This is a genomic window from Paenibacillus sp. W4I10 (assembly GCF_030816325.1).
GTDB lineage: Bacteria > Bacillota > Bacilli > Paenibacillales > Paenibacillaceae > Paenibacillus > Paenibacillus amylolyticus_B.
The window spans coordinates 5,111,889-5,135,541 of record NZ_JAUSXX010000001.1; the positions used below are offsets into that span (position 1 = coordinate 5,111,889).

A 23,653-nucleotide genomic window follows, 5' to 3' on the forward strand; every position below is an offset into this window, starting at 1 on the left:
GTTATACCTTCACTTGTTGGGACAAAAAGTTACGAAGCATCTGATGTCCGTGGTCTGTAATAATGGATTCCGGGTGGAATTGAACACCTTCAATCGCATATTCTTTGTGGCGCAGACCCATAATCTCACCTTCAGCTGTCTCCGCTGTAATCTCCAGGCAGTCAGGCAGGCTGCTACGCTCGACAATCAGGGAGTGATAACGGGTAGCTGTGAATGGAGATGGCAATCCGGTAAATACCGATGTCCCATTGTGGTGCATCTCGGATGTTTTGCCGTGCATCATGCGCTCCGCACGAATGACATTGCCACCAAACGCTTGTCCAATGGACTGATGCCCCAGACAAACACCAAAGATCGGAATGCTTCCCTTGAAATGATCAATGACTGCCAAGCTAATGCCTGCTTCATTTGGTGTACATGGACCCGGAGAGATCAGAATATGATCAGGTGCCAGTGCCTCTATGCCTGCCAGATCAATCTCATCGTTGCGGCGAACTTCAACCGTTTCACCCAGTTCACCCAGATATTGAACCAGGTTGTACGTGAAGGAATCGTAATTATCGATAACCAGTATCATATGCCTGCTCCTCCTCATCTTCCGTCAATGCTAATGACGGTTGCTTCGTTTTATTTTAGTTTAACAGCTACTGTTCGCTCCGCTTGTTCTTGTTCGACAGCTCTGCTTGCTTCCGCCTCTTCGCTATAATTCACAGCTCTCATCATCGCTCTTGCTTTGTTGCGGCATTCCTTGTATTCCCGATATGGATCGGAATCAATAACAATCCCTGCCCCGGCCTGCACATAACCAATACCGTCCTTGATGGCAAGTGTACGAATGACAATGTTCAATTCCATATTCCCACTGTAATCCATCCACCCGATGGAACCCGTATAAGGCCCACGCCGCACAGGCTCAAGTTCCTCGATAATCTCCATGGTGCGGACTTTCGGCGCTCCAGTAATCGTCCCACCCGGGAATGTCGCAGCAATCACATCAAATACAGATAACCCTTCTGCCAGCCTGCCTTCCACCTGGGAAACGAGGTGCATGACATGGGAATACTTCTCGATAGTCATCAATTCAGGCACATGAACCGAACCGTAGGCCGCAATCCGTCCGATATCATTACGTTCCAGATCAACGAGCATAATATGCTCCGCCCGTTCCTTCTCACTGCTGAGCAGTTCATCCGCCATAGCATTATCTTCTGCTGCATCACGGCCCCTTCTTCGGGTTCCTGCAATGGGACGTGCACTGACTTTGCCATTCTCCACTTTGACTAGAAGCTCGGGAGATCCGCTTACCAGTTGAAAGTCTGGACTACGCAGCATACCCATATACGGTGATGGATTCACAAGGCGCAGCCATTCATAAATATGCTCAGCGCTCGATTGAAGCCGCTTTTCCTGTCTCAAGGACAGATTCACCTGGAACACATCGCCCTGCCTGATATATTCCTGTACCGTACGTACAGCTTGTTCAAAGTCCTTCTGGGGAAAGGAGGTCTCCCATCCTTCTGATTCCCTTTCCGCATCTTCAGGCTGCGGTGTACGATTGACCTGCTTGTTGCGGCGTTCCAGTGCCTGTTGTTGTTCCTCGGCCTGTGCAACCCCAATAATATGAAGCCATCTTTGCTGCATCGCTATCGCTCGCGCCTCGGCTACTGCATATAGACCACGGACATCGGTTTCGTTCTGATTAGGCTGTATAGCCAGATGAACCATGCAGAAAAGCGCCTGCTGCTGATGGTCATACGCCCATATTTCTTCAAAACGCATCCACCAATAATCCGACAGGGACGGATTATCTTCAGCCAAGACTGGAAGCTTCTCCAATGATCTTGCTACATCGTAGCTGAGATAACCTGCGTATCCACCCCCAAAGTCTGGAGCCTCATTAACCTTGGGTGCGCTATACGGGGCAGTCCATCTCTTCAATACATCAAGCGGCTTGCCGCTGTCCGTCGAGGTCGTTCCTTGCGTCACATCATGAATAACTGCTTCTTGACCTTTCCCGGAAATTACGGATACGGGGTCTAAACCCAGAAATGTATATCTCCCGCCTTTGCCATTCTCCAACACAATTGCGTATGGTGACGCCTGCTCCCAGGCTGCCTCCCACGATAACGGTAAACCGCCATGATACGGTCCCTCATCCGACTTCGTGATATAGGGCATCATGGTCCAGCCTTGTTCAGCCCACTCCATCCAGTCGGCGTATGTTGTCATCAGGTGTGTCATTGCGGTGTGCCGCCCTCCATCTGTCGCTAGTTCTATTGTCTGATAGTATACTAAAGCGCCGCCCCTTTTAAAAGCATTACGCCAAAAATCCTCCATACCCGTCATACGGGCAAGGAGGATTAGTTTTGTCATTTGTAGACTTAGCCTTCGAAGTTGTAAAGAGGTGTGCTGAGGTAACGTTCGCCGTTACTTGGCACGATTACGACAACGCGCTTGCCTTCACCCAACTGTTTCGCAACCTGAAGACCTGCACGGATCGCCGCACCGGAAGAAATACCGGACAGAATGCCCTCTTCCTTCGCTACCTGACGAGCCGTCTCGAATGCATCATCATTCTCAATGTGAATGATCTCATCATAGATTTCCTGATCCAGAATCTCAGGGATAAAGTTGGCACCAATCCCCTGGATCTTATGTGGTCCTGGTTTGCCGCCCGCCAGAATTGGCGAAGCTGCTGGCTCAACCGCAACAATTTTAATACCAGCAAAAGCTTCTTTCAGCACTTCGCCTGTACCTGTAATTGTTCCGCCTGTACCAATTCCCGCAACGAAAGCATCCAACGTACCGCCCACAGATTGGATCGCGTCCACAATCTCAGGGCCAGTCGTTTCACGGTGGATCTTCACGTTGGCTTTATTTTTAAATTGCTCAGCCATGAAATAGGAAGGGTTTTCTTTCAGCAGCTCTTCCGCTTTTTTAACAGCACCATTCATACCTTCAGCTCCAGGTGTAAGCACAAGCTCAGCACCATACGCACGAAGCAAGTTACGACGCTCCAAGCTCATCGTCTCAGGCATTACAATAACGGACTTGTAGCCTTTGGCTGCAGCCACCATCGCGAGTCCAATTCCCGTGTTACCACTTGTTGCTTCGATAATGGTATCACCCGGTTTCAGCTTGCCTTCTTTTTCCGCTTCTTCCACAATGCTAATTGCGATACGGTCTTTCACGCTTGAACCTGGATTCTGGTACTCCAGCTTCACGAATACTTCAGCACTGCCTTCTGGTACGATACGGTTCAGACGAACAAGCGGAGTACCTCCGATGAGTTCTGTTACGTTATTAACTACTTTAGCCATATGAATGCCCTCCTTAGTGGATGAATAAAACTTGAGTCCTGTTAACCTATACTGTGCGGCCGATAGCCTCTAGCTGTTATAGAAGAACTGCGGAAATCCTGTTGATCCCATCCCTTACTGCTAAGATTTCTAGACAGGGCGGAGGTTTCCGAAAGTTTCTTTGTTCATAAATAAATCTTTTATATCCGAGTAAACGAGTAGGTATTTATTATTTTCATCTTATCAACGTTAACCCTTATTGTCAATATGAGTACTCAAAAAAAATACTCTGCCTTTGGCCCTAAGACCGCAGACAGAGTATTTTTATCAAGATGCAGCAGTACTATACAATCTTCTCCATTGAATTCAGGAGGCAGGAATCTCGGACAGGATTACGGCTTCATACTTGTTACGCAGCATTTGCTCTACCTGCGGCAACGGATCAGCCTGACTCAGAGCCAGTTGCATTCGAATCTCCTCACGGACCTCTTCGGCCGACTGCACCTGGCGTTCTTCTTTATCATTAAGTCTGATAATGACATAGCCTTCTTCCACTCGAACCGGTCCGGCAATATCGCCTACATCCAGCCCGGCAGCAAGTTGAAGGATTTCTTCTGACTGGAATGGATCATTCCGCTCAATCCATCCCAGCCTCCCACCCGCATCACGAGAGAAGCTGTCTGTCGATTGCTTGCGAGCAGCTTCTTCAAAGTCCTCCCCCTTCTCCAACGCATCCAGTAAGGAATCGGCTTCCTCTTCTTCCTTCACTACGATGATGGACAAGTCATATTTCTCGGGGGAGACGTAATCCTCACGGTGTTCAGTCCAGTAATGCTCAATATCTGCATCCTTGATCTGTATGCCGATCGTTGCGATTTTCTCAAGCAGCAGCCTGTAGCCGGCTTCCAATTCAAGTTCCTGTTTGGACAGACCCAATTGAGACTTCATTTCGTCATAATACGCTTTCTCTGAATCGTACCCATCCATCGCGGTAGCCAATTCCCTTGCAATCTCTTGGGGAGTGACGATCAGCTTGCGTTCAATTGCTTCGGCATATACTGCTTTACGGTTTAACATCTGGAGTAATAACTCACTGCCGTAACGTCTTTTCAGCGCATCGGTCCACTCTTTGTCCGTGATAACTTCTCCGTTGATCGTCGCTACGGTACTTCCTTCTTCCGTGTTGGCATCATGGGATGCATCTGCCTCATCTTTGCCCTGTCTGAGACCATGCATAGCCATCACTGTACCCATGACCAGCATGCCTAGCGTCAAGACAATTACAGCCGTCCACAACCCTTTTTCCTGTCTTGTCATTCCGCATCCCGTCCCCGCATAGATCAGTTCTTGGCTTGCTCTAGGATGGTCTCAAGTTGTTCTTTGTTAAAATCATAGGCTTCATTACAGAATTGGCAGACCACTTCAGCTTGGCCCTCTTCTTCAATTAATTGCTCCATCTCCGTTTGGCCCAGGCTAATTAGTGTCTTCTCTACCCGCTCACGTGAACACTCACAGCTAAAATGAATATCCAATCCTTCCATCACTTGTACATCTGGCAACAATCGGCGAAGCAACTCTTCCAATTCAAGCCCCTGCTCCAGCAATGTCGTCACTGGTGGCAACGTACTAATGGCGTTTTCGATCGCCGTGATCTCTGGATCTGTCAATCCCGGCAACAACTGCATAATGAATCCACCTGCGACAATAACGGAATTATCCGTATCAACGAGCACACCAACGCCTACAGCAGAAGGTGTTTGCTCCGATTGCGCAAAGTAGTACGTGAAGTCTTCGCCCAGTTCTCCTGAAATAATAGGCACACTGCCACGATATGGTTCTTTCAGTCCCAAATCCTTCGTTATATTGATGAAGCCTTCGGTTCCAACTGCGCCTGCAACGTCCAGTTTCCCCACGCTATTACTTGGCAAATGTACATGCGGATTAGAAACATATCCCCGTACTTCGCCTTTGGCATTGGCATCAGCTACAATCTGTCCAATAGGGCCATCACCGTTGACTTGTACCGTTAACTTCTCTTCACCTTTGAGCATTGCACCCATAATGGCTGCTGTTGTAACCGTACGCCCCATGGCAGCTGTAGCCGTGGGAAACGTGTCGTGTCTTCTGCGTAGTTCCTCAACCAGTTCCGTAGTCTGGATAGCAAAGGCTCTTACCTTTCCATTCATTGCTGTACCACGAATTAACCGGTCATGCTTGTTGTTGTTTTCCAAGTCATTCAGCCTCCTTTGGCGTATCGCCATAATAGTTGTAACACAGAAAAAACGGCACAACACTTAAGCTGTAATCTCAGCCCGCTGTATGCCGTCTCTATGCTCACCTTTCCCGGTTCCGCTCATATATAATACGCAGCCCTTCAAGCGTAAGCAGCGGATCAACTTCCTCTATACTACGGGTTTCTTCTGCGATAAGTGTAGCGAGACCACCCGTCGCGATAACTCGGGGCTTCGCTCCCATCTCCTCGCGAATACGTTCTACAATACCATCTACCTGGCCTGCATAGCCAAATATAATACCCGCTTGCATGGCATGAATAGTATTACGGCCAATGACCTTTTTAGGTTTCTCCAGCTCTATACGAGGCAACTTGGATGCCCGCTCATAGAGCGCTTCAGTGGCGATCTGAATGCCAGGTACAATAGCTCCCCCCAGGTAGTGACCTTTCTCGTCAATACAGTCAAAGGTCGTTGCGGTACCGAAATCGACCACGACGAGAGGGCCGCCATACTTCTCAACGGCTGCCACTGCATTAACAATACGATCTGCACCCACTTCACGAGGGTTCTCGTATCGCAGGTTCAAGCCAGTTTTGATACCAGGCCCAACGAGCAAAGCTTTTTTGCCTACATACTTCTCACACATCGCTTCGATTACATTCACCAGTGGCGGAACCACAGATGAGATGATGACACCTTCGATGTCACTTGCCCTGATGCCGGACATATGAAATAAATTATAAATCAATACGCCGTATTCATCCACTGTTGACTGACGTGATGTACTCAGACGAAAGTGGTGCAGCAATTCCCGGCCTTGATATACGCCGAGCACCATATTGCTGTTCCCCACGTCTACAACTAGAATCAAAGAGGTTCACCCCTCTTTCTTTTCATTTAAATCCAGACTAATATCCAGGCTCTCAAAGGAATAGGTTAACCTGCCAACCGAAATTACATCCACACCACTCTCTGCAATACCACGAATGGTCTGGAGGGACACGTTACCGGATGCTTCAACCTTCACATGAGGAGCCTGTTCACGAATAAGTTCAACTGCTTCACGCATCCGCTCTGGATGCATGTTATCCAGCATAATGATATCTGCCCCGGCTTGCAAGGCTTCTCTCACCTGCTCCAGATTCTCAGTCTCTACTTCAATCGTCATCGTATGTGGGATAACGGTTCGCGCACGCTGTACCGCCTCGGTGATTCCGCCTGCACCCTTGATGTGGTTATCCTTAATCATAACGGCATCGTACAGTCCAAATCGATGATTCGCTCCGCCACCCACGCGCACTGCATATTTCTCAAGTAATCGGTGCCCCGGCGTTGTCTTACGTGTATCCACGAGCCTGGTCTCAAGACCATCTAGCACATCCACATAGGCACGCGTACGCGTAGCTATTCCGGACATACGTTGCAGCAAGTTAAGTGCCAGTCGTTCCCCCGTAAGCAGTGAATGTGTACTTCCCTCTACCTCGGCCAAAATCGTGCCATGGGTAACCTTGTCTCCGTCTGTTACCTTAGGTGTAAATACAAGATCAGGATCAACAACTTGAAATACAAGTTCAGCTACGGTCATGCCTGCAATAATACCATTGTCTTTGGCGTGTATAATGGCCTTGGATTGGTTGCCTGATGGGATCGTCACACTTGTTGTAACGTCACCTGCACCAACATCTTCACGAAGCCAGTTTTTGATTGATTCGATAAGCCCTTCATTATATCCGTTCAGTATCATGACATCAATTCCTCCACAATCGCTTGTTCTCGCTGCTGCAGACTATGCTTCTGCCACACGGTATCATCACGTGCCGGGAAATCCTCACGATAGTGAGCCCCCCGACTCTCCTCGCGGTGTAATGCTCCGCTGGTAACTAACCAGGCACAGGTCAGAAGGTTGGCATACTCCAGCTCTTCCTTATGAGTGAGTGTCTGATCAAAAAATTGCAATTCCTTTTGCAGCTTATCCATGGCCCTCTGCAGGTCCTCCCCATTCCGGCGCAAACCTACCTGACGAACCATCATTTTCTGTAGTCGTAAGCGTCTTTCGGATACCGGCTTTTGCTCTTCCGTGATCTTGTTGATCTTGTTACTCATGTCCACAGATGAAGACGCAGCCCCTCTTGCTTGTAATAAACCAAGCGGAGGGAGAGATTGAATACGATCAACAATTCTCCGCCCAAATACAATCGCTTCTGATAAAGAATTGCTTGCCAGGCGGTTTGCTCCATGCACTCCTGTAGAAGACACCTCACCACACGCAAATAATCGGGAGATGCTACTCTCTCCACTAAGATCCGTTTTCACTCCACCCATCATGTAATGGGCAGCAGGTGCAACGGGAATCCAGTCCGTTGTCATGTCCAATCCATAACGCATACAAGTCTCATATATGGTAGGGAACCGATGCTTGATCATCTCTGGCTGTTCATGCGTAATGTCCAGATACACAAAGGTACTGTTGGTGGACTCCATCTCACTAACAATCGCTCGTGCCACAATATCGCGTGGGGCCAGTTCAAGCTGGGCATGATAACGATCCATAAAGCGCTCGCCCTTCACATTGCGCAAATGTGCTCCTTCGCCGCGTACTGCTTCTGACACAAGGAACCGCGGGGCCCCCGGGTAACAAAGAGAGGTGGGGTGGAATTGGATAAATTCCATGTCACGAACAATAGCCCCAGCCCGATAGGCCATGGCTACACCATCGGCAGTAGCTACATCCGGATTCGTCGTGTATCGGTATAGTTGCCCTGCCCCACCAGAGCAAAGAACAGTTGCCTGTGCCTTCACGAACACTTGCGATCCGTCATCCTTCTGAACCAGAGCGCCAATGCATTCCCCTCGATCTCGATCTATAATCAGGTCAACAACAAAATGCTCATCCCATACTTCAATCCCGGGATGTTCATTCACTTCAACAGCAAGCGCACGTACAATCTCATATCCCGTTGCATCTCCGTTGGCATGCAAAATACGGCGGTGGCTATGCGCACCTTCCTGCGTCAACGCCAACTCGCCGTTCTCCAGATCAAATAAAGTACCCAAACGAATCAGTTCCTTCACTCCGTCCGGACCCTCATTCACCAATACCTCTACCGCTTCGGAGCGGCATAAGCCCGCTCCTGCTACAAGTGTGTCCTGCAAGTGGTAAGCAGGTGAATCATCCTCAGCAATAACCGCAGCGATGCCTCCCTGCGCATATCTGGTGTTACTTTCAAGTAATGACTTCTTCGTGATCATTAATACACGTTGTTGTTCACTTGCCTTAATGGCAGTAAACAAACCAGCAATCCCTGAGCCTATAACCAGTACATCCGTCTCTACCATGGGTAGCGCAGACAGATCAAAATCAACTAAATATTGCGGTATCATGTTATTCACCTGTCTTGGAGCAAGAGTAGCGCATCCTACTTTACCAACAACATGCGCTCTAGTGATTCTCTGGCTTTGTCGGCAACGGCTGGTGGCACGTAGATTTGCGGCTTCATCGTTTCCAGGCATTTCACCAGTTTCTTCAAGTTGTTCACCTTCATGTTGGGACATACGAGGAACTTGGTAGCAAAGTGGAACTGTTTATCCGGACTATCCAGACGAAGCTGATATCCTGTACCATCTTCGGTACCTACGATAAATTCCTTCGCTGATGAATTTTTGCAATACTCCAGAATAGCTGTTGTGCTGCCTACAAAATCACCCATTTCTACAACCTCAGGGCGACACTCTGGATGGACAACAAACTCTGCATTGGGATGCTTGGCTCTCATCTCCACCACATCTTTGACTGTAAGCATATCGTGAGTGTTGCAGTAACCCTCCCAGATAATCATTTTCTTGTCTGTATGCTGCTGCACATAATGTCCCAGGTTTTTATCCGGTACCCAGATAATTTCGTCGGAATCCACCGATTGAATAACCCGGACTGCGTTCGCCGATGTACAACAGATGTCAGTCTCTGCTTTGATCTCAGCCGAGGAATTGATATACGTAACCACCTTGGCATTAGGATGTTGTGCTTTCAATTTGCGTAGTCCATCCACATTCACCATATCTGCCATTGGGCAGCCCGCACGTTCGTCCGGGATAATAACTGTTTTATTTGGCGCAAGAATTTTAGCGCTTTCACCCATAAAATGAACACCACAGAAAACGATCACATCCGCATCTGTTTGTGCTGCCTTCTGGGCTAACAGAAACGAATCTCCACGGAAGTCGGCAACCTCCTGTACTTCGTCACGTTGATAATAATGGGCAAGAATAATGGCATTACGTTCCTTCTTCAACTCCATAAGCCGCTCACGCAGCTCGCGGTTCATCTCAGCCTTGCGCTCTAAAGCCAGAGCTTCCACCTGTGATCCTCTCCTTTATCGGGACAGCGTCAAGCGCTGTTTCGTGGGCTAACCTAAGTCGTTATCTTCGCTTGAGAAACGAATCACAAGCGGTTTAACAACTAATTTACACAACGTTCACGACTCTGTCAATAAATGAAAAAGGCCCGGAACAGCGCTGTAATCACCTGTTTACTAACTGGTTCGCCATCTAACTCCCGTTTATCTTTATCTATCCTCTTTTAAAATAATGGATAAAAAAAGAGAGCCTCGAGGGCTCTCTTGATTTCACCTGCTATCATAGCCAGATGTATTGTGCATTAAGACGTTGGCTTAGTTCCGCCATCATCCGGGTTATTGTTATTACCCTTTTCCAGATTCGGAGCTTCGTTTGGAATATCTCCGGCTGGTGGCTCAGGCGTTTCATCTTTACCTTGAATACGGACACGCACATCACCGATGGTGTCGATGATTGGCTCTCCGCCTTCAGTTGGTGTGCCTTCACCATCATTGTCATTCTCTGCTTTTGGAGTCAAAGAACCTGTTTCAATCAATTGCTTGATCTGATCCATTTCCAAAGTCTCTACCTCAAGCAAAGTTTGAGCGATCAGGTGCATCTCTTTTGAATGTTTAACAAGCAAGTCCTTACACTTCTCATAACAGTCATTGATAAAGCGTTGCATTTCCTGATCAATCTCGTAAGCAATGGAATCCGAGTAATTCTGTTCATGACCGATATCCCGACCAAGGAATACCTGTCCTTGTGAACTTCCGAATTGCATAGGTCCCAATTTCTCACTCATACCGTATTCCATAACCATGCTGCGAACAATACCTGTCGCTTGCTGGAAGTCACTGTATGCACCAGTACCAATTTCTCCGATGAACAATTCCTCAGCTACACGACCCCCGAGAAGTCCGGTTACTTTATCCAGCAATTCCTGCTTGGTAACCAGCATACGGTCTTCTTTTGGCAACATGATTACATATCCACCCGCACGTCCGCGCGGAATAATGGTCACTTTATGTACCATATCAGCATGTTCAAGGAAGTATCCTACAATGGTATGACCTGCTTCGTGATAAGCAACGATTCGTTTCTCGCGATCACTGATGACACGGCTTTTCTTCTCCGTACCAACGATGACACGGTCAATCGCTTCGTCAACTTCCTTCATGGAAATATCTTTACGGTTACGACGGGCTGCAAGCAATGCCGCTTCGTTCAAGAGATTCTCCAAATCCGCACCAGAGAAACCTGTTGTACGCTTCGCGATAATATCCATCTTCACATCTTTGGTCAGTGGTTTATTACGGGAATGTACTTTCAGGACAGCTTCACGACCTCTTACGTCAGGGCGGTCAACCGTAATTTGACGGTCAAAACGTCCAGGACGCAGCAAGGCAGGGTCCAAAATATCAGCACGGTTCGTTGCGGCTATGATGATAATACCTTCATTAACTCCGAATCCGTCCATCTCAACGAGCAACTGGTTGAGTGTCTGTTCACGTTCATCGTGACCACCACCGAGACCAGCACCACGCTGACGTCCTACAGCATCAATCTCATCGATAAAGATGATACATGGGGCATTTTTCTTCGCATTTTCAAACAAATCACGTACACGTGATGCACCGACACCGACAAACATTTCCACAAAGTCGGAACCTGAAATAGTGAAGAATGGTACACCCGCTTCACCGGCTACGGCACGGGCGAGCAATGTTTTACCGGTACCTGGAGGCCCTACGAGCAATACGCCCTTAGGAATCCGTGCACCTACTGCTGCGAATTTACGAGGGTCCTTGAGGAAGTCTACAACCTCAACAAGTTCCTGTTTCTCTTCGTCAGCACCCGCAACATCTTCAAATGTAACCCGCTTCTTCTCTTCGTTGTAGAGACGAGCACGGCTTTTACCAAAGTTCATTACTTTACCGCCGCCGCCTTGAGCCTGATTAAACAGGAAGAAGAACAGCAGGAACATAATGATCAAAGGAATAAAGGAAGTCAGCAACGTCAACCAGATGCTGTCACCTTTCATTGGCTCCTGATGATATTGGAAATTGTTAGTTTCACTTGCAGCTACAAGCTCACTAATTGCCTCATCCGTAGGAGGAATATACGTTGAGAAATTTTCTGATTTGGCGCCATCAGGTGCCTTCTTGTATTGACCGGTCACGAGATACGTTTGACCGTTGAATTGAACCGTCAATTCAGAGACATTGTTGGCTTTGATCGCTGCACGCAACTGATCATATCTAGGATTATCGGTGGCTTCGCCGCCATTGCTGACGAACTGGACTATCCCCACCACAACTAAAAAAAGAATCAAATAAAAACCAGAATTCCGGATGAACCGATTCATCCCCTACCTCCTCTCGAGACACTTTAATTATTTTAACATAGCCCGACATGGCTTCTCAACAGAAGCCAAGAACAGCTCAAGGCTTGGGTCGGGCAGGATATTAGCTACTATAGACTTCCGGCTTCAAAATCCCGATATAGGGCAGGTTCCGGTACTTCTCCGCAAAATCCAAACCGTAACCAACGATGAACGCGTCAGGAATGTCAAAGCCTGTGTAATGAGCTTCCAACTCAACTTTACGGCCTGAAGGCTTGTCGAACAGCGTAACCACACGCACCGACTCGGCACCGCGGTTTTCTAGCAGTTCAATCAGATAGCTGAGAGTAAGTCCGCTGTCGATAATATCTTCGACAATCAGAACTTCCCGTCCTTCAACGGATACATCCAGATCCTTAATGATTTTGACAACACCTGATGACTTGGTGGAAGCGCCGTAACTGGATACCGCCATAAAATCCATTTCAACAGGTACCGTTATGTTTTTAACCAAATCAGCCATAAATATAAACGCACCCTTGAGCACACAAATGACCAAAGGATTGCGATTTGCATATTCGGCACTTAGTGTTGCGCCTAATTCCTTGACTTTACTCTGAATTTCTTCTTCACTGATCAATACTTCCTGAATGTCGTTCTGCAACTGTGCGAACCTCCTAAGTTATACTATGAAAGCCTTACCTGAACCATAACCACTACCCCTGAATCGCTGAATCGCCTACAGTCATGTACAGGATTGCGGAAGTGCCCTCCCTGACAGGAGCCACATTGGACCGTCGAACACCCGGTAACCAGATGATATGACCTGCTCCATCACATACCACAGGAATACGTGGACGGACAGATGGGGGGATTTTCTCATCGATGAAAATATTTTTCACCTTTTTGCTTCCGTTTAATCCCATCACTTTCATGGTATCTCCAGGTAACCGTGAACGCACAACCAGCGGCATAAGCAGTTGATCCGCATCAAACGCGGCTTGATCCGCCGATTCCGGTACATGATAGTCCTCGGGACTCACCGTCATCAACCGAATATACCGGTTAATTGGGGTGAGTGAAAGCTCATAAGTTCCACTCCATTGCGCAAGACGATACTCGTAAGATTGATCCTGTACGTCCGTCCGTATGCCCAAAGAAATCAGATTATACTCCCGAGTGCAGGCGAGTGTCTGTCCTATATCCAGGCTCCAGGTCGTCACATGGGTCTCCATGACCTTGTGCCGAATGGTTTCTATACGGGTAAAGTCGACAAAATCACTGTCCAAAGGCAGATAATTCAATATTAGTTTAATCAACCTTCGTTGTAAAGCGACATGTAACTTCAAGAAGGAAGGCACCTCAAAGGTTTGCCTTCCGCCGTTCACCTGCACTAGACACCTGTATGTGTCATATGCACTCTGCTCCATGAAATCGTCTTCATCACCCACAATTTCGGCAAGCCGATTCAATGACGGCGTGAGTTGTCCATTATACTGCCCCAAAAAAGGAAGCACATCCAAGCGAATGGCATTACGCCGATATTTACGCAGGGCGTTGCTCTCATCATTGAAATACATAAAACCCTGGGTATTACAAGCTTCTACAAGGTCTGTCTTGTTTATACGAAGGCATGGACGAATAAGTTCCACATTTTTTTCTCGTCTTTTAAACTTCATTCCTGAGAGTCCCGACAAGCCGGTTCCACGAAGCAAATGAAGCATGACCGTCTCCGCCTGATCATCGGCATGATGTGCCAAAGCGATGCTTGCCGCATTATATTTGGAAGCGACTTCGTGCAAAAAGGCATATCGCTTGTTGCGGGCTGCTTCCTGTGGTCCTTGACCCGTAAGCTCCATATATGAAGGTACATCGGCCTTGGTCCATTCAAATGTAATACCAAGCTGCTGTGCCAGTTCCATCATTTTCTCCGCTTCGTCATCAGATTCACTCCGGAAGCCATGATGCACGTGGGCACAGATCAATTCAAGTGGCACATGCCGCATGCTGATCTCGTGCATGATATGCAAAAAAGCCACCGAGTCCGGCCCGCCCGATACTGCGACGACAATCCGATCCCCGGGAACCCATAACTGATGCTCTTCCGCTGCATCCAGCACGTTCTTCACCAGCATGTTCCAGCGTAAAGCCTCCATACCTGTTCCTCATTCCTTGCGTTATGTATATGCACTCTCACAGATCAAAAAAGTAGTGCATAGATGAGCACTCCAATAAGTAATATCACAGATACAGCAAATGCGTTTTTAAGCCAGCGCGGTGTTGTACTTTTGGAACGACGGCGGAGAGGCGTGGGGCGTGCCATCATTTCCTTCCACCCTTGTGCCGCATGACCTGCATCACGAAACTGACCTCGTAAAGCCTGATTGGTCCAATTGCGAAAAGGACCCAGTCGTTCACTGCGTTCCACCAGCGCTACAAGCTGATTCACACTTCGCAGTTGCGGTAATCCTTCGGCTGCCAGTGCCTTGAGCGCGTCTGCTTCAAGTACATGAATCAACAATAGTGCAAATGCAAATACATCATAGGTACCATCTGCCGTACGGCTGCCTGCATTCCAGAAGCCCCGATCATACCATTCGGTGAACTGTTTGACGCTTCGACCAATAGACGTAACTCCGCCATAGTCGATCAATTCCACCTGCCCATAGTCGGATACCAACACATTCTGAGGTTTGAGATCACCAAACACCCATCCCGCCTGATGCAATTGTGCCAGCTTCTGCAAGAGTCTAAGTCCCACCAGAAGTGTCCAGTCTGTCCCCTGACGCCGAATGAAGTGATGAAGTGCCTCACCTCTAACGTAACGCATCACATAAAAGGGAATATCCCGGCCACGAACGGCATAATCATCCACATCTTTAAGATAGGAAGGAATGCCGCTCTGCCGAAGGGCCTCATGATTACGCTGTAGTTGAAAAGATTTGAGTACATTGACTTCCGATTGCAGATCAACCGGATCAAATCCCATTTTTAGCGCGTAGTGTTTGCCATTTTCACCCCGTTGGACAAGAAAAACGATGCCATTAGCTCCTTTGCCCAGTAGCTTCCGAATCGTGTAACGACTGCGATTCCATTTCCCTGTAACCACGGTTCCTGGCGGGAAAGAGGCGTCAGACAACGTTGTCACCGAGCATCCCTTCTCTTTCAATGCGATAGTTCCCTTCTATTTCCTGCTGTTTCTCCAGTGTACCATAACGGTAAAAATCAATCACCTTCTGAATTGCAGGACCTGTCGGCGTTGCACCCTTCATCTGCAACCTTCCAAACAGGGACCGAACACGGCCTGGATCCGTTGTCCAGTCAATATCCATTACCGCATCTTCTCCACTGTGTCGCCCCGGAAAATGAAATACGGAAAGCTTGCTCTGACCTATACGCGCCTGCAAACTTAACATTAAATCACGAATGCCTTCTTCCACCGCAGCCAGTTTGGGCTTCATGCTGGCACTGACGTCTATTAGCAATATAACCTGTAAGGCTGTAGTTTCAGCCATATCATCCATCACTTCCACGACCCGGGCGCGTTGTGCAGGCTCCAGATCGGTTACCGTTTTGGGCTCCTTCTCTCCCAAAATTTGTGTTAACTCTCTATTAACCGCCTGTTGAATGGTCTGAACCACCGTTTTCCTTGTCATCATCTGCATGGTATGGGCAAGCTGCCGTGTACCTACAATTTGGCTGATTCCACCTCCGGCTCTGGCAATATCCTCAATCTCCCGGCTGCCCAGCTCACCAATGGTTCCATAATCAATTACGCCAACCACATTAACCGTAATCCCCTCTTCCTGTGCTTCGGCCGCTGCCAGCACCGGACTTGGTCCTACATTGGAACAACCGTCGGTGATCAATAAGATTTGCTTCATCCGATATCCCTCCGTTATTCGTTACTCTCCAACTCTATGACTAGCATTGCCAGAATGAAGAGACTTCAAACAGAAGAATATGCAATTAACTGACGGTCCGTGGACGCTCCATTCGGTTGATGCCAGGCACACGCAGTGTGGCCCATTCAGGGCGGAAATGCTCTACTTTTCCAACAACGACGGTCATATCATCCAATATCTCATGCTGCTGATATCTTATGACACTTTCAAGCAGGCAATCGGCCAAATCTTGCGGATCATCTGTATCAATCTCTTGAATGAGCCGTTTCATCCATAACTCTTTGTTCACCGCATACCCCGGTGCATCATAGATGCCATCCGTCATCATAATGAGGATATCCCCCGGCTGAAGCTGTACCGTCACCAGATCCACTTCAATATCTTTAATAATACCGATTGGCAAATTGCTGGCCGAAACCTGAATAACCTCCTGTCCTCGTTTGATAAAACTTGGCGTCGATCCGATTTTCATAAACGTTGTCTCTGCCGTATATTCATCAATCAGTGCCATATCCACTGTGGCATACATCTCTTCAGGGGAGCGCAGCATCAGAACGGAGTTCACGGATTTGATCGCCAGTTTCTCGTCCATGCCGGACTGTAGCAACTGTTCCAGTATGTTCAGCGCTGCGCTGCTCTCCATCCGTGCCCGTTCTCCATTGCCCATTCCATCACTGAGCGCCACCGCAAATGTACCGTTGCCTAACTCAACCGTACTGAAGCTGTCGCCTGACATCACATCTCCTCCTTTGGCGGCGGCGGCAACACCCGTGGTAACCTCGAAAGTTTTGGCCGAACCAAACGTGACGGTTGCCAGTCCCTGACGAGGATCGGTCATGGTCTCATGCAAGACGGCAATATGCTCGTCCAGTACATCCGAGATCAGCGGAGCTATCATTTTCCGGCACTCATCGAATCCACGTGTATATGCATGTACAATTTCAATCTCTACGTTGCCCGCTTCCAGATTGATGATCTCAATGGAGTGAATGGACAAGCCCAGTGACTCCAGTGCGTCCCTAATCTGCTCCTCCTGCTGTACCATCTCCTCACTTTCCCGCTGAATTTCTTTGGCCAGGTCCTCCATGACCTGAGATACACCGGACAATTGCTCTGCAACCAGCTGCCGACTATCGATAATTTGGCGCTTCCATTGCATGTTATGTTGATGCAGTCCATACTGGGCACGCATGACTTCAAGGACCTCTTCCGGTTTCGCACACACCCTGTTCCAGTCCACTGGAATCTGCTTGCCTGAGATCTCCGGGTTTCCTTCAATTGTACTCATCACGTCCGTCATATATTTGTAGGTTTGAATAAACTTCGCATCCCAGCATTGTGTGCGCTTGAAGCAGCTGGCACATGTGCCCTCGGCAACCGCATTCATGAAATGGTCCATTCCACCTTCTTTCTGTACCTGCTCCCCTGCACCGGACATCTGATCAAAGCTGCGTGACAATTGACGGAATACCTGCGAGAACCGGGTTACCCGTTCTGCCGTGATATCCCGTATCCGTTTGGCATACTCATGCTGGGATTTCGTATGATCCTGCGTACCCGGTACATATTTGGATATCGCCGTCATCAGGCTTTTAGGTGTCAACATGAATAGTACGATAGCTGCACACGTCTCCCATAACGAGTTCATAACATCGCCCGGTCCGCCCAGATATATGGATAGAATGGACGAACCCAGCAGCATGCCCAGTGCAACCGCCGCACGTTTGCCCTCTCGAAGCATACCCGCCAGCATCCCGGCAAAAGCAAGCAGGCTCATCTGATACACTGCTGACATGTCAGCCAGACTCAGAATCAAGCCGGTAATGACCCCAACTGAGGCTCCGAGGGGGGCTCCGCCCACCAGCGCAAAGATTAATATCAGATAACGGGAGAGCATATGCTCCACGGATAAGGACTGAATGGTCCACCCTACGGCTCCCGTCATAACGGAAGCGAGCAATATGATCAGGCAGAGGATCTCCTCGTTCTTTAGGCTGAACTTTTTTTTGCGGTAAGTGAAGATCGGTATGGCTTGTATAAAAACAAGGGTGAGCACAAAGCTTAGTACGGAATCCATCGTGAGCATCAGCATGGCGTACCAACTGAAGGATGGCCCGATCACAACCGCGAATAATTTGACCATAAATGTAGTCGTAAAAACCATCGTTGGCGCATAAGATAATTCAGCACGATCATATGACTCCAGACCACGGAAGAGCAGATAAAAGATGGCGATCTCCGATGCAACAATAAGTGGTACCGGAAACGGTGCAAAGAGACTCCCTGCGAGTAGAGCGGCGCCTACCGGAATGATGTAATCCCTGCGCATGAAAGCAATTACGGCGAAGTAAGCAATGGCAAAGGGAGATAACTCATTCAGGATCATTGCCTTTCCGAGCAAAAATCCCATAAACGTAAGCAGCAGTACCCATTTGCGGGAAGCAACCATCTGGACAGCCTTGCGGGAGCCAAGCCATTGTTTCAGACGTACCGACAGCTCCTCCCGAGCTTCCGTACCTCCTTTACCTGCTTTCATTCCCGGAAATTGAATGACATTCCACTTTTCCATCATCCTCAAGGCACCCCATTCGATTAATTTGAATTTTCGTGTTTCGTTCTCGATGGTTCTGATTATAGATAGATTAGAAGACGTAGTTTGTCAGAATAGGTGGGCATGGTCCAAAAAGTTTACGACAAAAGAAACGAGCCTGGCGCGGTGGAGCGAAACCCCCGGCCTTATTGTAGTTTCATTCATTCTCCTACTTGATTCCGACAATCGGAATGTCTGATTTTGAACCGGAGATGGTTTGGTCTCGCCACCATTTGAGCAGGATAACTGTGGAATGCCACGGAAACCTGTCGGTAAAAAATGGTAGACGACAAATGTTCTTATGGTTCCATTTTGCCGTGCAGAAAAACTGGGGATATGGAGCTTCACCTTACAAAAAAAGCTATTCAACTACTCATCTGTGAAAGAAACGCAAAAAAAACCGTTAGCCCATAGGCTAACGGTTTTACTTATATGTTTAGATCAGGTTGTGACAGATTACACACGCTTGGCTCCACGGCCTCCGCGTTTGCCTTCTGTGTTCTTCTTAAGCGAAGAGATCCGCTCTTCACTATCTTTCAGGAAGCGTGACATTTTATCCTCAAATGAAGGTTTGCCTGCTGCGGGCTTGAAAGAACGGCCTCCGCGGTCACCACGGTTAAATCCACCGCCGCCACCACCACGACCTTGGCCACCACTTGGGCCACCGCCGCTGAATCGTTCGCGATCTCCTCCACTGCGTTCCGGTCTAGGAGCTCTCGGGGGTCTAGATTGGGTTTGTTGCTCAACCGGTTTGTCAACAGCTTGCTTAATGGAAAGTCCGATCTTGCCATCCTTGTCAACGTTGATAACCTTCACTGTAACGAGGTCATTCAGCTTCAGGTGGTCGTTGACATCTTTGACGTAATTGTCGGCGATTTCCGAGATGTGAACGAGACCCGTGACACCTCCTGACAGATCCACAAATGCTCCAAAATGCGTGATTCCTGTCACCTTGCCCTCTAACTTGGTGCCCACTTCAATTGCCATAGAATAAAATGATCCTCCCTTAAAAATATACAACCCGATTTTTTGAATGCCAAAATCAATGCTGCGCTAATGTAATTATACCTTATGCCGTAAACCAAGGTCAACTGAACACTACCCCATCAGAGAGCCTATTTTTTCCGGTTTAACGGCTTCAGACACACGGATAACAAACCTAGCTCGGTAATAGACCGAATTCCATCAGTTCCCTGACTCTTCAACCTGGATCGGCGTTTCCTCAGGAAGATAATATCCTTTTTTCCGTGCCAGCTGTCCTATGTATTCAGGGTCATTCAACCGGCTGACTTCGTACTTCAACTGTTCCAGCTTCTTCAACGTATCTTCCTTTGAAGCTTGCTGAGTGGCCAGATGAGAACTCTTGTCCGAAATTTGTGCATTCTGCACAAGGAATGTATATCCTGCCCATATTACAAATACAATCATAAACGTCATCCAAAGCATGAGGCGCCTTTTTGCACCGGCAGATTTTCCTTGGTTAGTTGGAGCCTTTGATCTGCCCACAGGTGTTTTACCCATTACGGACCTCCTTAAAACCAGCGTTTCCACATCGCTGCAATTCTTGTACCCACACGGATCATGAAGCGTGGCGTTACCCAATGTTTCAGGAGCGGCCTAAACATCCAGCGGAACAACTTGCCGAAAGGTACCAAACACTGCAGTACCAGCCTGCCCAGGAATAATAGTATCGCAATTACAAAACCGAATAATACGCGAATGAACTTATAAATTCCTTTAACCGGCATAACGATCAGGATGTTAAGGATATGTCCACACCAATGAATCAGCGTTCTTGCGAGTTTAATTAACATTACCACAAAACGCTGGGTTGTAACACTTAAAAGCCAAAAATAGAAGCAAACCCCTATAATCAGCCCCAAAAAGACATAAAACCGCAACTGTCCGTGGTTTCCGGCGTATAGCATCCGAAAAACGAACAGCGCGGAAGCAACCCAGTACAACAGATCGAGCGTGTGAATACTCCATCTCGGAAACCGCAGCTGTCCGGACAGTACCCGGTAACTGTCGTAGGCCATTCCCATCACGACCCCCGAAGTAAGCATCCACATCAATGTGATCCATTGAGTATCCGGACTCATCGGAACATCTTGCCAAACAGGCCTTTACTATTCTTGTTCTGGGAACCGGGGTCCAGATATTGCAGAGAACTGACTGTGCCTTCAATGGATAAGAGACCTTCCTCCAGGCTCAGGTTTTTGATATGTAAATTGTGCCCCCGGATGGTCAGATGCCCAAGTTCAGTCTGCAGCAAAAATTCCTCACTGTCGAAGCTCTCCACGTTGGAGACACCCGTCAGATCCAACAGTTTCCGATTCTGCATGCTCAGATGATGCTGTTTGGCCTTACCGTGCTCAACCATGGCATGTACCCCTCCTTCTTACACCTAGCTTATGGATGAGGAGGTTGGAATAGAACCAGCGTTGTTGAACAAATAACCCGGTATCCAGTAAAAAACAAAAACGCCCTTCCCTGTTACAGGAGGACGTTTCGATTCAACTTGCATTGAATGAATATTTAATACCAGATGTACTGTTACCAGTTCATTCCGTTATCCTTGGCGATCGGCTCTTCCTTCACCAAGGTGTAGAGGCTACTCGCCTCATCCTTCTTGGTACTCTCGGCAATTCGTTCCACCCTCACGGTGACCAGTTTCTGACCGAACTGAACCGTCAGCTCATCGCCCACTTTGACAGCGGCGCTGGGCTTTGCTTCACGTCCGTTCACCAGAACACGTCCCTGTTCAGAGACGTCCTTGGCCACAGTGCGGCGTTTGATTAGCCGGGAGACCTTAAGGAATTTATCAAGACGCATTATTTTACGGCTTCTTTAAGTTTGTTGCCTGCTTTGAATGCAGGAACAGTGGACTCAGGAATCACGATTTCATTCCCTGTTTGTGGGTTACGTCCGGTACGACCGGAACGTTTGCGGGTCTCAAAAGTGCCAAAGCCGATCAATTGTACTTTGTCTCCGCTGGCAAGTGCATCTGTAATTTCTCCCAAAAAGCCGTTCAATACGGACTCAACGTCTTTTTTAGTCAAACCACTTTTGGTTGAAATGTTGTTAATCAGATCTGTTTTGTTCATTTTTAAAAGCCTCCCAAATTGAAAAAAAAGTATCTGCGATTCCTGACAATGCATCGATTGCCGCTGATTCGCGTTAGGTCACTACACATGTATTCTGGCTTGGTATCTGAAATCCTGCCTTGGTCCGCGACTTTTTTTAGCTTTTTGTCGATGGTCCGCAGGCAACAGTCTAAGACCAGTACCCGAAACCATCTGTCGCTAAACACCAACTCCAGTTTACACAGATGAACACATGTTCGTATTATCATAACACACTGCATAGCATGAATGGAATAAAGTTATCTGGCTTTTCCCAGAAAATTGAACCCGTTATAATCCTGCCTTCTTCGCATCCTGCCAGAATTGCTCCATCTCTTCTACATTGCTATCTGCTGGTGTTCTTCCCTGTTCACGCAAACGCTCCTCGATGTACTGGAACCGCCCGACGAACTTGCGGTTGGTCGCAGCAAGCGCCTCTTCCGGGTCCGTATCGATGAATCTTGCAACGTTCGCGGCTGCGAATAATAAATCACCCAGTTCGAGCTTCCGTTCTTCCGCAGACTGGCCTTGTTGCACCGCTTCTTTCAACTCCGCCAGTTCTTCCTCGATCTTGGCAAACACGCCTTCAACATCATCCCAGTCAAAGCCTACTTTGGCTGCTTTCTTCTGTAACTTGTATCCCTTCATCAATGCAGGCAAGTCACGCGGTATACCATCCAACACGGAAACCTTCTGCTGATCCTGGCCTTTTCGCTTCTTCTCCTCTGCCTTCATCTGTTCCCAGTTCTGAAGAGCTTCATTCGCATCTTCTGCCTGATTATCTCCAAAAACATGTGGATGGCGGAAGATTAACTTATCATTCAAACCTTCGATGACATCATACACATTAAATGTGCCCACTTCTTCTTCCATCTGGGAGTGCAATAAAATCTGCAGCAGCAGATCACCCAGCTCTTCTTTCATATGGTCGGGGTCATCCTCATCGATCGTCTCAATGACCTCATAGGTCTCTTCAATCAGGTTTTTGCGAATGGACTGATGTGTCTGCTCCTGATCCCATGGACAGCCACCCGGACTGCGAAGAATATTGACGATCTCATGCAAACGCGCAAAGGATCTGCGACGCAGGGCATCATCATTGTTCTTCGGCAAATAGATCAGTGACAGATTGCCGTACCCTTCGATCCGGTCCAGTTCGTGCAATGGAATCTTGTGAATGACCTCCTGGCCCTGTACACCCAACGCGTGACCAACAAATACCGGATAATCATCCGGGTAAACCTCCATCAGGCATAGCTTCACATCCGAAGCAGTGAACACATCGTAGACTTGTCCGATCAACGTATGTAGCTGTGGTTGTACCAGTTCTGTGTTCAGGCTGCTGGCATCCAGGAGTTGAAACCCTTCGATTGGATCGAATCCAAGTCGTATAAAAGCTTCATCCAGAAAGCTCTCCCCGCCCATGACACGCAATGAGATACCCATCTGCGGACAACGTTCTTTGAGCAGGCGTACACTTGCTTCTGCTACCATCGGATGACCGGGTACGGCATACACAATCTCCGTTCCGGCCTCACCCTTGCGAGCGGCTTCTATCAGTTGATTCGCGATCTCATCATACACCTCGGGGAAGGAGGACTTCGCCTCATAGATGCCATCAAATGATGTCATCTCTAGTCCCTCTTGCTTCAGATCATTCAATACGGGATGATCCAGGGTACGTACATACAGCGTAGCTGCCTGTTTCATTTTTTTGATAATACCTACGGTCAGTTGGTCTGCATCTCCAGATCCAAGACCCACTACTGTTAGAGCTGCACTCATTACATAAACCTCCATCCGGACTACCCTGTCCAGGCTCAT

22 protein-coding genes are annotated in these 23,653 nt (G+C 48.1%); all 22 read right to left on the minus strand.

The annotated features are described in order from the left end of the window. Window position 1: 1 nt before the first annotated feature. The 22 genes from pabA to yabN all read right to left on the minus strand — a co-directional run bounded on the left by pabA (window position 2) and on the right by yabN (window position 23,614). Window positions 2–577 carry an aminodeoxychorismate/anthranilate synthase component II gene (gene pabA / locus QF049_RS23065; protein WP_307540855.1) on the minus strand — a complete coding sequence of 192 codons (576 nt, stop codon included), beginning with the start codon at window positions 575–577 and terminating at the stop codon, window positions 2–4. A gap of 50 nt (window positions 578–627) precedes the next feature. Next, window positions 628–2,241, minus strand: a complete 1,614-nt coding sequence (locus tag QF049_RS23070; protein WP_307540857.1) for an anthranilate synthase component I family protein — start codon at window positions 2,239–2,241, stop codon at window positions 628–630. 140 nt (window positions 2,242–2,381) lie between these two features. Continuing rightward, window positions 2,382–3,320, minus strand: coding sequence for a cysteine synthase A (gene cysK, locus QF049_RS23075; RefSeq protein WP_169483011.1), 939 nt, complete (start codon window positions 3,318–3,320; stop codon window positions 2,382–2,384). A gap of 345 nt (window positions 3,321–3,665) precedes the next feature. After that, window positions 3,666–4,616 carry a peptidyl-prolyl cis-trans isomerase gene (locus QF049_RS23080; RefSeq protein WP_307540863.1) on the minus strand — a complete coding sequence of 317 codons (951 nt, stop codon included), beginning with the start codon at window positions 4,614–4,616 and terminating at the stop codon, window positions 3,666–3,668. A gap of 23 nt (window positions 4,617–4,639) precedes the next feature. Then, window positions 4,640–5,530: an Hsp33 family molecular chaperone HslO gene (gene hslO / locus QF049_RS23085; protein ID WP_307540865.1), complete on the minus strand. Its 891-nt coding sequence runs from the start codon at window positions 5,528–5,530 to the stop codon at window positions 4,640–4,642. Window positions 5,531–5,633: 103 nt separating this feature from the next. After that, a complete protein-coding gene (locus QF049_RS23090; protein WP_026081372.1) occupies window positions 5,634–6,404 on the minus strand; it encodes a type III pantothenate kinase in 771 nt (256 codons plus the stop codon). A 6-nt stretch (window positions 6,405–6,410) separates the two neighbouring features. Beyond that, window positions 6,411–7,277 (minus strand): carboxylating nicotinate-nucleotide diphosphorylase, encoded by an 867-nt coding sequence (nadC, locus tag QF049_RS23095; RefSeq protein ID WP_307540867.1) that lies wholly within the window; start codon window positions 7,275–7,277, stop codon window positions 6,411–6,413. Then, window positions 7,274–8,914, minus strand: coding sequence for an L-aspartate oxidase (nadB, locus tag QF049_RS23100; protein ID WP_307540869.1), 1,641 nt, complete (start codon window positions 8,912–8,914; stop codon window positions 7,274–7,276). Before nadB ends, nadC begins: the two co-directional genes overlap by 4 nt. 35 nt (window positions 8,915–8,949) lie before the next feature. Continuing rightward, entirely contained in the window at window positions 8,950–9,888 is a 939-nt protein-coding gene (gene nadA, locus QF049_RS23105) for a quinolinate synthase NadA (protein ID WP_017691350.1), read from the minus strand. Between the two features lie 299 nt (window positions 9,889–10,187). Continuing rightward, on the minus strand, window positions 10,188–12,233 hold the full coding sequence (gene ftsH, locus QF049_RS23110) for an ATP-dependent zinc metalloprotease FtsH (RefSeq protein WP_036606115.1): 2,046 nt from the start codon (window positions 12,231–12,233) through the stop codon (window positions 10,188–10,190). A gap of 100 nt (window positions 12,234–12,333) precedes the next feature. Beyond that, window positions 12,334–12,873, minus strand: a complete 540-nt coding sequence (gene hpt / locus QF049_RS23115; protein WP_017691352.1) for a hypoxanthine phosphoribosyltransferase — start codon at window positions 12,871–12,873, stop codon at window positions 12,334–12,336. A 52-nt stretch (window positions 12,874–12,925) separates the two neighbouring features. Further along, window positions 12,926–14,365: a tRNA lysidine(34) synthetase TilS gene (gene tilS / locus QF049_RS23120; protein ID WP_307540873.1), complete on the minus strand. Its 1,440-nt coding sequence runs from the start codon at window positions 14,363–14,365 to the stop codon at window positions 12,926–12,928. A 44-nt stretch (window positions 14,366–14,409) separates the two neighbouring features. Next, window positions 14,410–15,357: a serine/threonine protein kinase gene (locus QF049_RS23125; RefSeq protein WP_091018319.1), complete on the minus strand. Its 948-nt coding sequence runs from the start codon at window positions 15,355–15,357 to the stop codon at window positions 14,410–14,412. Beyond that, window positions 15,341–16,093 carry a VWA domain-containing protein gene (locus QF049_RS23130; RefSeq protein ID WP_091018321.1) on the minus strand — a complete coding sequence of 251 codons (753 nt, stop codon included), beginning with the start codon at window positions 16,091–16,093 and terminating at the stop codon, window positions 15,341–15,343. Before QF049_RS23130 ends, QF049_RS23125 begins: the two co-directional genes overlap by 17 nt. Window positions 16,094–16,178: 85 nt before the next feature. After that, a complete protein-coding gene (gene spoIIE / locus QF049_RS23135) occupies window positions 16,179–18,686 on the minus strand; it encodes a stage II sporulation protein E (protein WP_289390810.1) in 2,508 nt (835 codons plus the stop codon). A gap of 474 nt (window positions 18,687–19,160) precedes the next feature. Then, window positions 19,161–19,691, minus strand: coding sequence for a S1 domain-containing RNA-binding protein (locus tag QF049_RS23140; RefSeq protein ID WP_017691357.1), 531 nt, complete (start codon window positions 19,689–19,691; stop codon window positions 19,161–19,163). A 198-nt stretch (window positions 19,692–19,889) separates the two neighbouring features. Next, window positions 19,890–20,225 carry an FtsB family cell division protein gene (locus QF049_RS23145; protein ID WP_076254642.1) on the minus strand — a complete coding sequence of 112 codons (336 nt, stop codon included), beginning with the start codon at window positions 20,223–20,225 and terminating at the stop codon, window positions 19,890–19,892. 11 nt (window positions 20,226–20,236) lie between these two features. Beyond that, on the minus strand, window positions 20,237–20,806 hold the full coding sequence (yabQ, locus tag QF049_RS23150; RefSeq protein WP_076329917.1) for a spore cortex biosynthesis protein YabQ: 570 nt from the start codon (window positions 20,804–20,806) through the stop codon (window positions 20,237–20,239). Further along, entirely contained in the window at window positions 20,803–21,087 is a 285-nt protein-coding gene (gene yabP, locus QF049_RS23155; RefSeq protein WP_105602444.1) for a sporulation protein YabP, read from the minus strand. The genes yabQ and yabP overlap by 4 nt, the downstream gene beginning before the upstream one ends. Before the next feature lie 173 nt (window positions 21,088–21,260). After that, on the minus strand, window positions 21,261–21,539 hold the full coding sequence (locus tag QF049_RS23160) for an RNA-binding S4 domain-containing protein (RefSeq protein ID WP_017691361.1): 279 nt from the start codon (window positions 21,537–21,539) through the stop codon (window positions 21,261–21,263). Further along, on the minus strand, window positions 21,539–21,811 hold the full coding sequence (locus QF049_RS23165) for an HU family DNA-binding protein (protein WP_017691362.1): 273 nt from the start codon (window positions 21,809–21,811) through the stop codon (window positions 21,539–21,541). Before QF049_RS23165 ends, QF049_RS23160 begins: the two co-directional genes overlap by 1 nt. Before the next feature lie 309 nt (window positions 21,812–22,120). Further along, complete coding sequence (gene yabN / locus QF049_RS23170; protein WP_307540882.1) at window positions 22,121–23,614, minus strand: bifunctional methyltransferase/pyrophosphohydrolase YabN; 1,494 nt, start codon at window positions 23,612–23,614, stop codon at window positions 22,121–22,123. Window positions 23,615–23,653: the final 39 nt, after the last annotated feature.

What these genes read in the sequence shown, in the direction of transcription:
- pabA (WP_307540855.1), bottom strand. Translation starts at nt 577, where the DNA reads ATGATACTGGTTATCGATAATTACGATTCCTTCACGTACAACCTGGTT.
- QF049_RS23070 (WP_307540857.1), bottom strand. Translation starts at nt 2,241, where the DNA reads ATGACACACCTGATGACAACATACGCCGACTGGATGGAGTGGGCTGAA.
- cysK (WP_169483011.1), bottom strand. Translation starts at nt 3,320, where the DNA reads ATGGCTAAAGTAGTTAATAACGTAACAGAACTCATCGGAGGTACTCCG.
- QF049_RS23080 (WP_307540863.1), bottom strand. Translation starts at nt 4,616, where the DNA reads ATGACAAGACAGGAAAAAGGGTTGTGGACGGCTGTAATTGTCTTGACG.
- nadC (WP_307540867.1), bottom strand. Translation starts at nt 7,277, where the DNA reads ATGATACTGAACGGATATAATGAAGGGCTTATCGAATCAATCAAAAAC.
- nadB (WP_307540869.1), bottom strand. Translation starts at nt 8,914, where the DNA reads ATGATACCGCAATATTTAGTTGATTTTGATCTGTCTGCGCTACCCATG.
- ftsH (WP_036606115.1), bottom strand. Translation starts at nt 12,233, where the DNA reads ATGAATCGGTTCATCCGGAATTCTGGTTTTTATTTGATTCTTTTTTTA.
- tilS (WP_307540873.1), bottom strand. Translation starts at nt 14,365, where the DNA reads ATGGAGGCTTTACGCTGGAACATGCTGGTGAAGAACGTGCTGGATGCA.
- QF049_RS23130 (WP_091018321.1), bottom strand. Translation starts at nt 16,093, where the DNA reads ATGAAGCAAATCTTATTGATCACCGACGGTTGTTCCAATGTAGGACCA.
- spoIIE (WP_289390810.1), bottom strand. Translation starts at nt 18,686, where the DNA reads ATGATGGAAAAGTGGAATGTCATTCAATTTCCGGGAATGAAAGCAGGT.
- QF049_RS23140 (WP_017691357.1), bottom strand. Translation starts at nt 19,691, where the DNA reads ATGGCAATTGAAGTGGGCACCAAGTTAGAGGGCAAGGTGACAGGAATC.
- QF049_RS23145 (WP_076254642.1), bottom strand. Translation starts at nt 20,225, where the DNA reads ATGGGTAAAACACCTGTGGGCAGATCAAAGGCTCCAACTAACCAAGGA.
- yabQ (WP_076329917.1), bottom strand. Translation starts at nt 20,806, where the DNA reads ATGAGTCCGGATACTCAATGGATCACATTGATGTGGATGCTTACTTCG.
- yabP (WP_105602444.1), bottom strand. Translation starts at nt 21,087, where the DNA reads ATGGTTGAGCACGGTAAGGCCAAACAGCATCATCTGAGCATGCAGAAT.
- QF049_RS23160 (WP_017691361.1), bottom strand. Translation starts at nt 21,539, where the DNA reads ATGCGTCTTGATAAATTCCTTAAGGTCTCCCGGCTAATCAAACGCCGC.
- QF049_RS23165 (WP_017691362.1), bottom strand. Translation starts at nt 21,811, where the DNA reads ATGAACAAAACAGATCTGATTAACAACATTTCAACCAAAAGTGGTTTG.
- yabN (WP_307540882.1), bottom strand. Translation starts at nt 23,614, where the DNA reads ATGAGTGCAGCTCTAACAGTAGTGGGTCTTGGATCTGGAGATGCAGAC.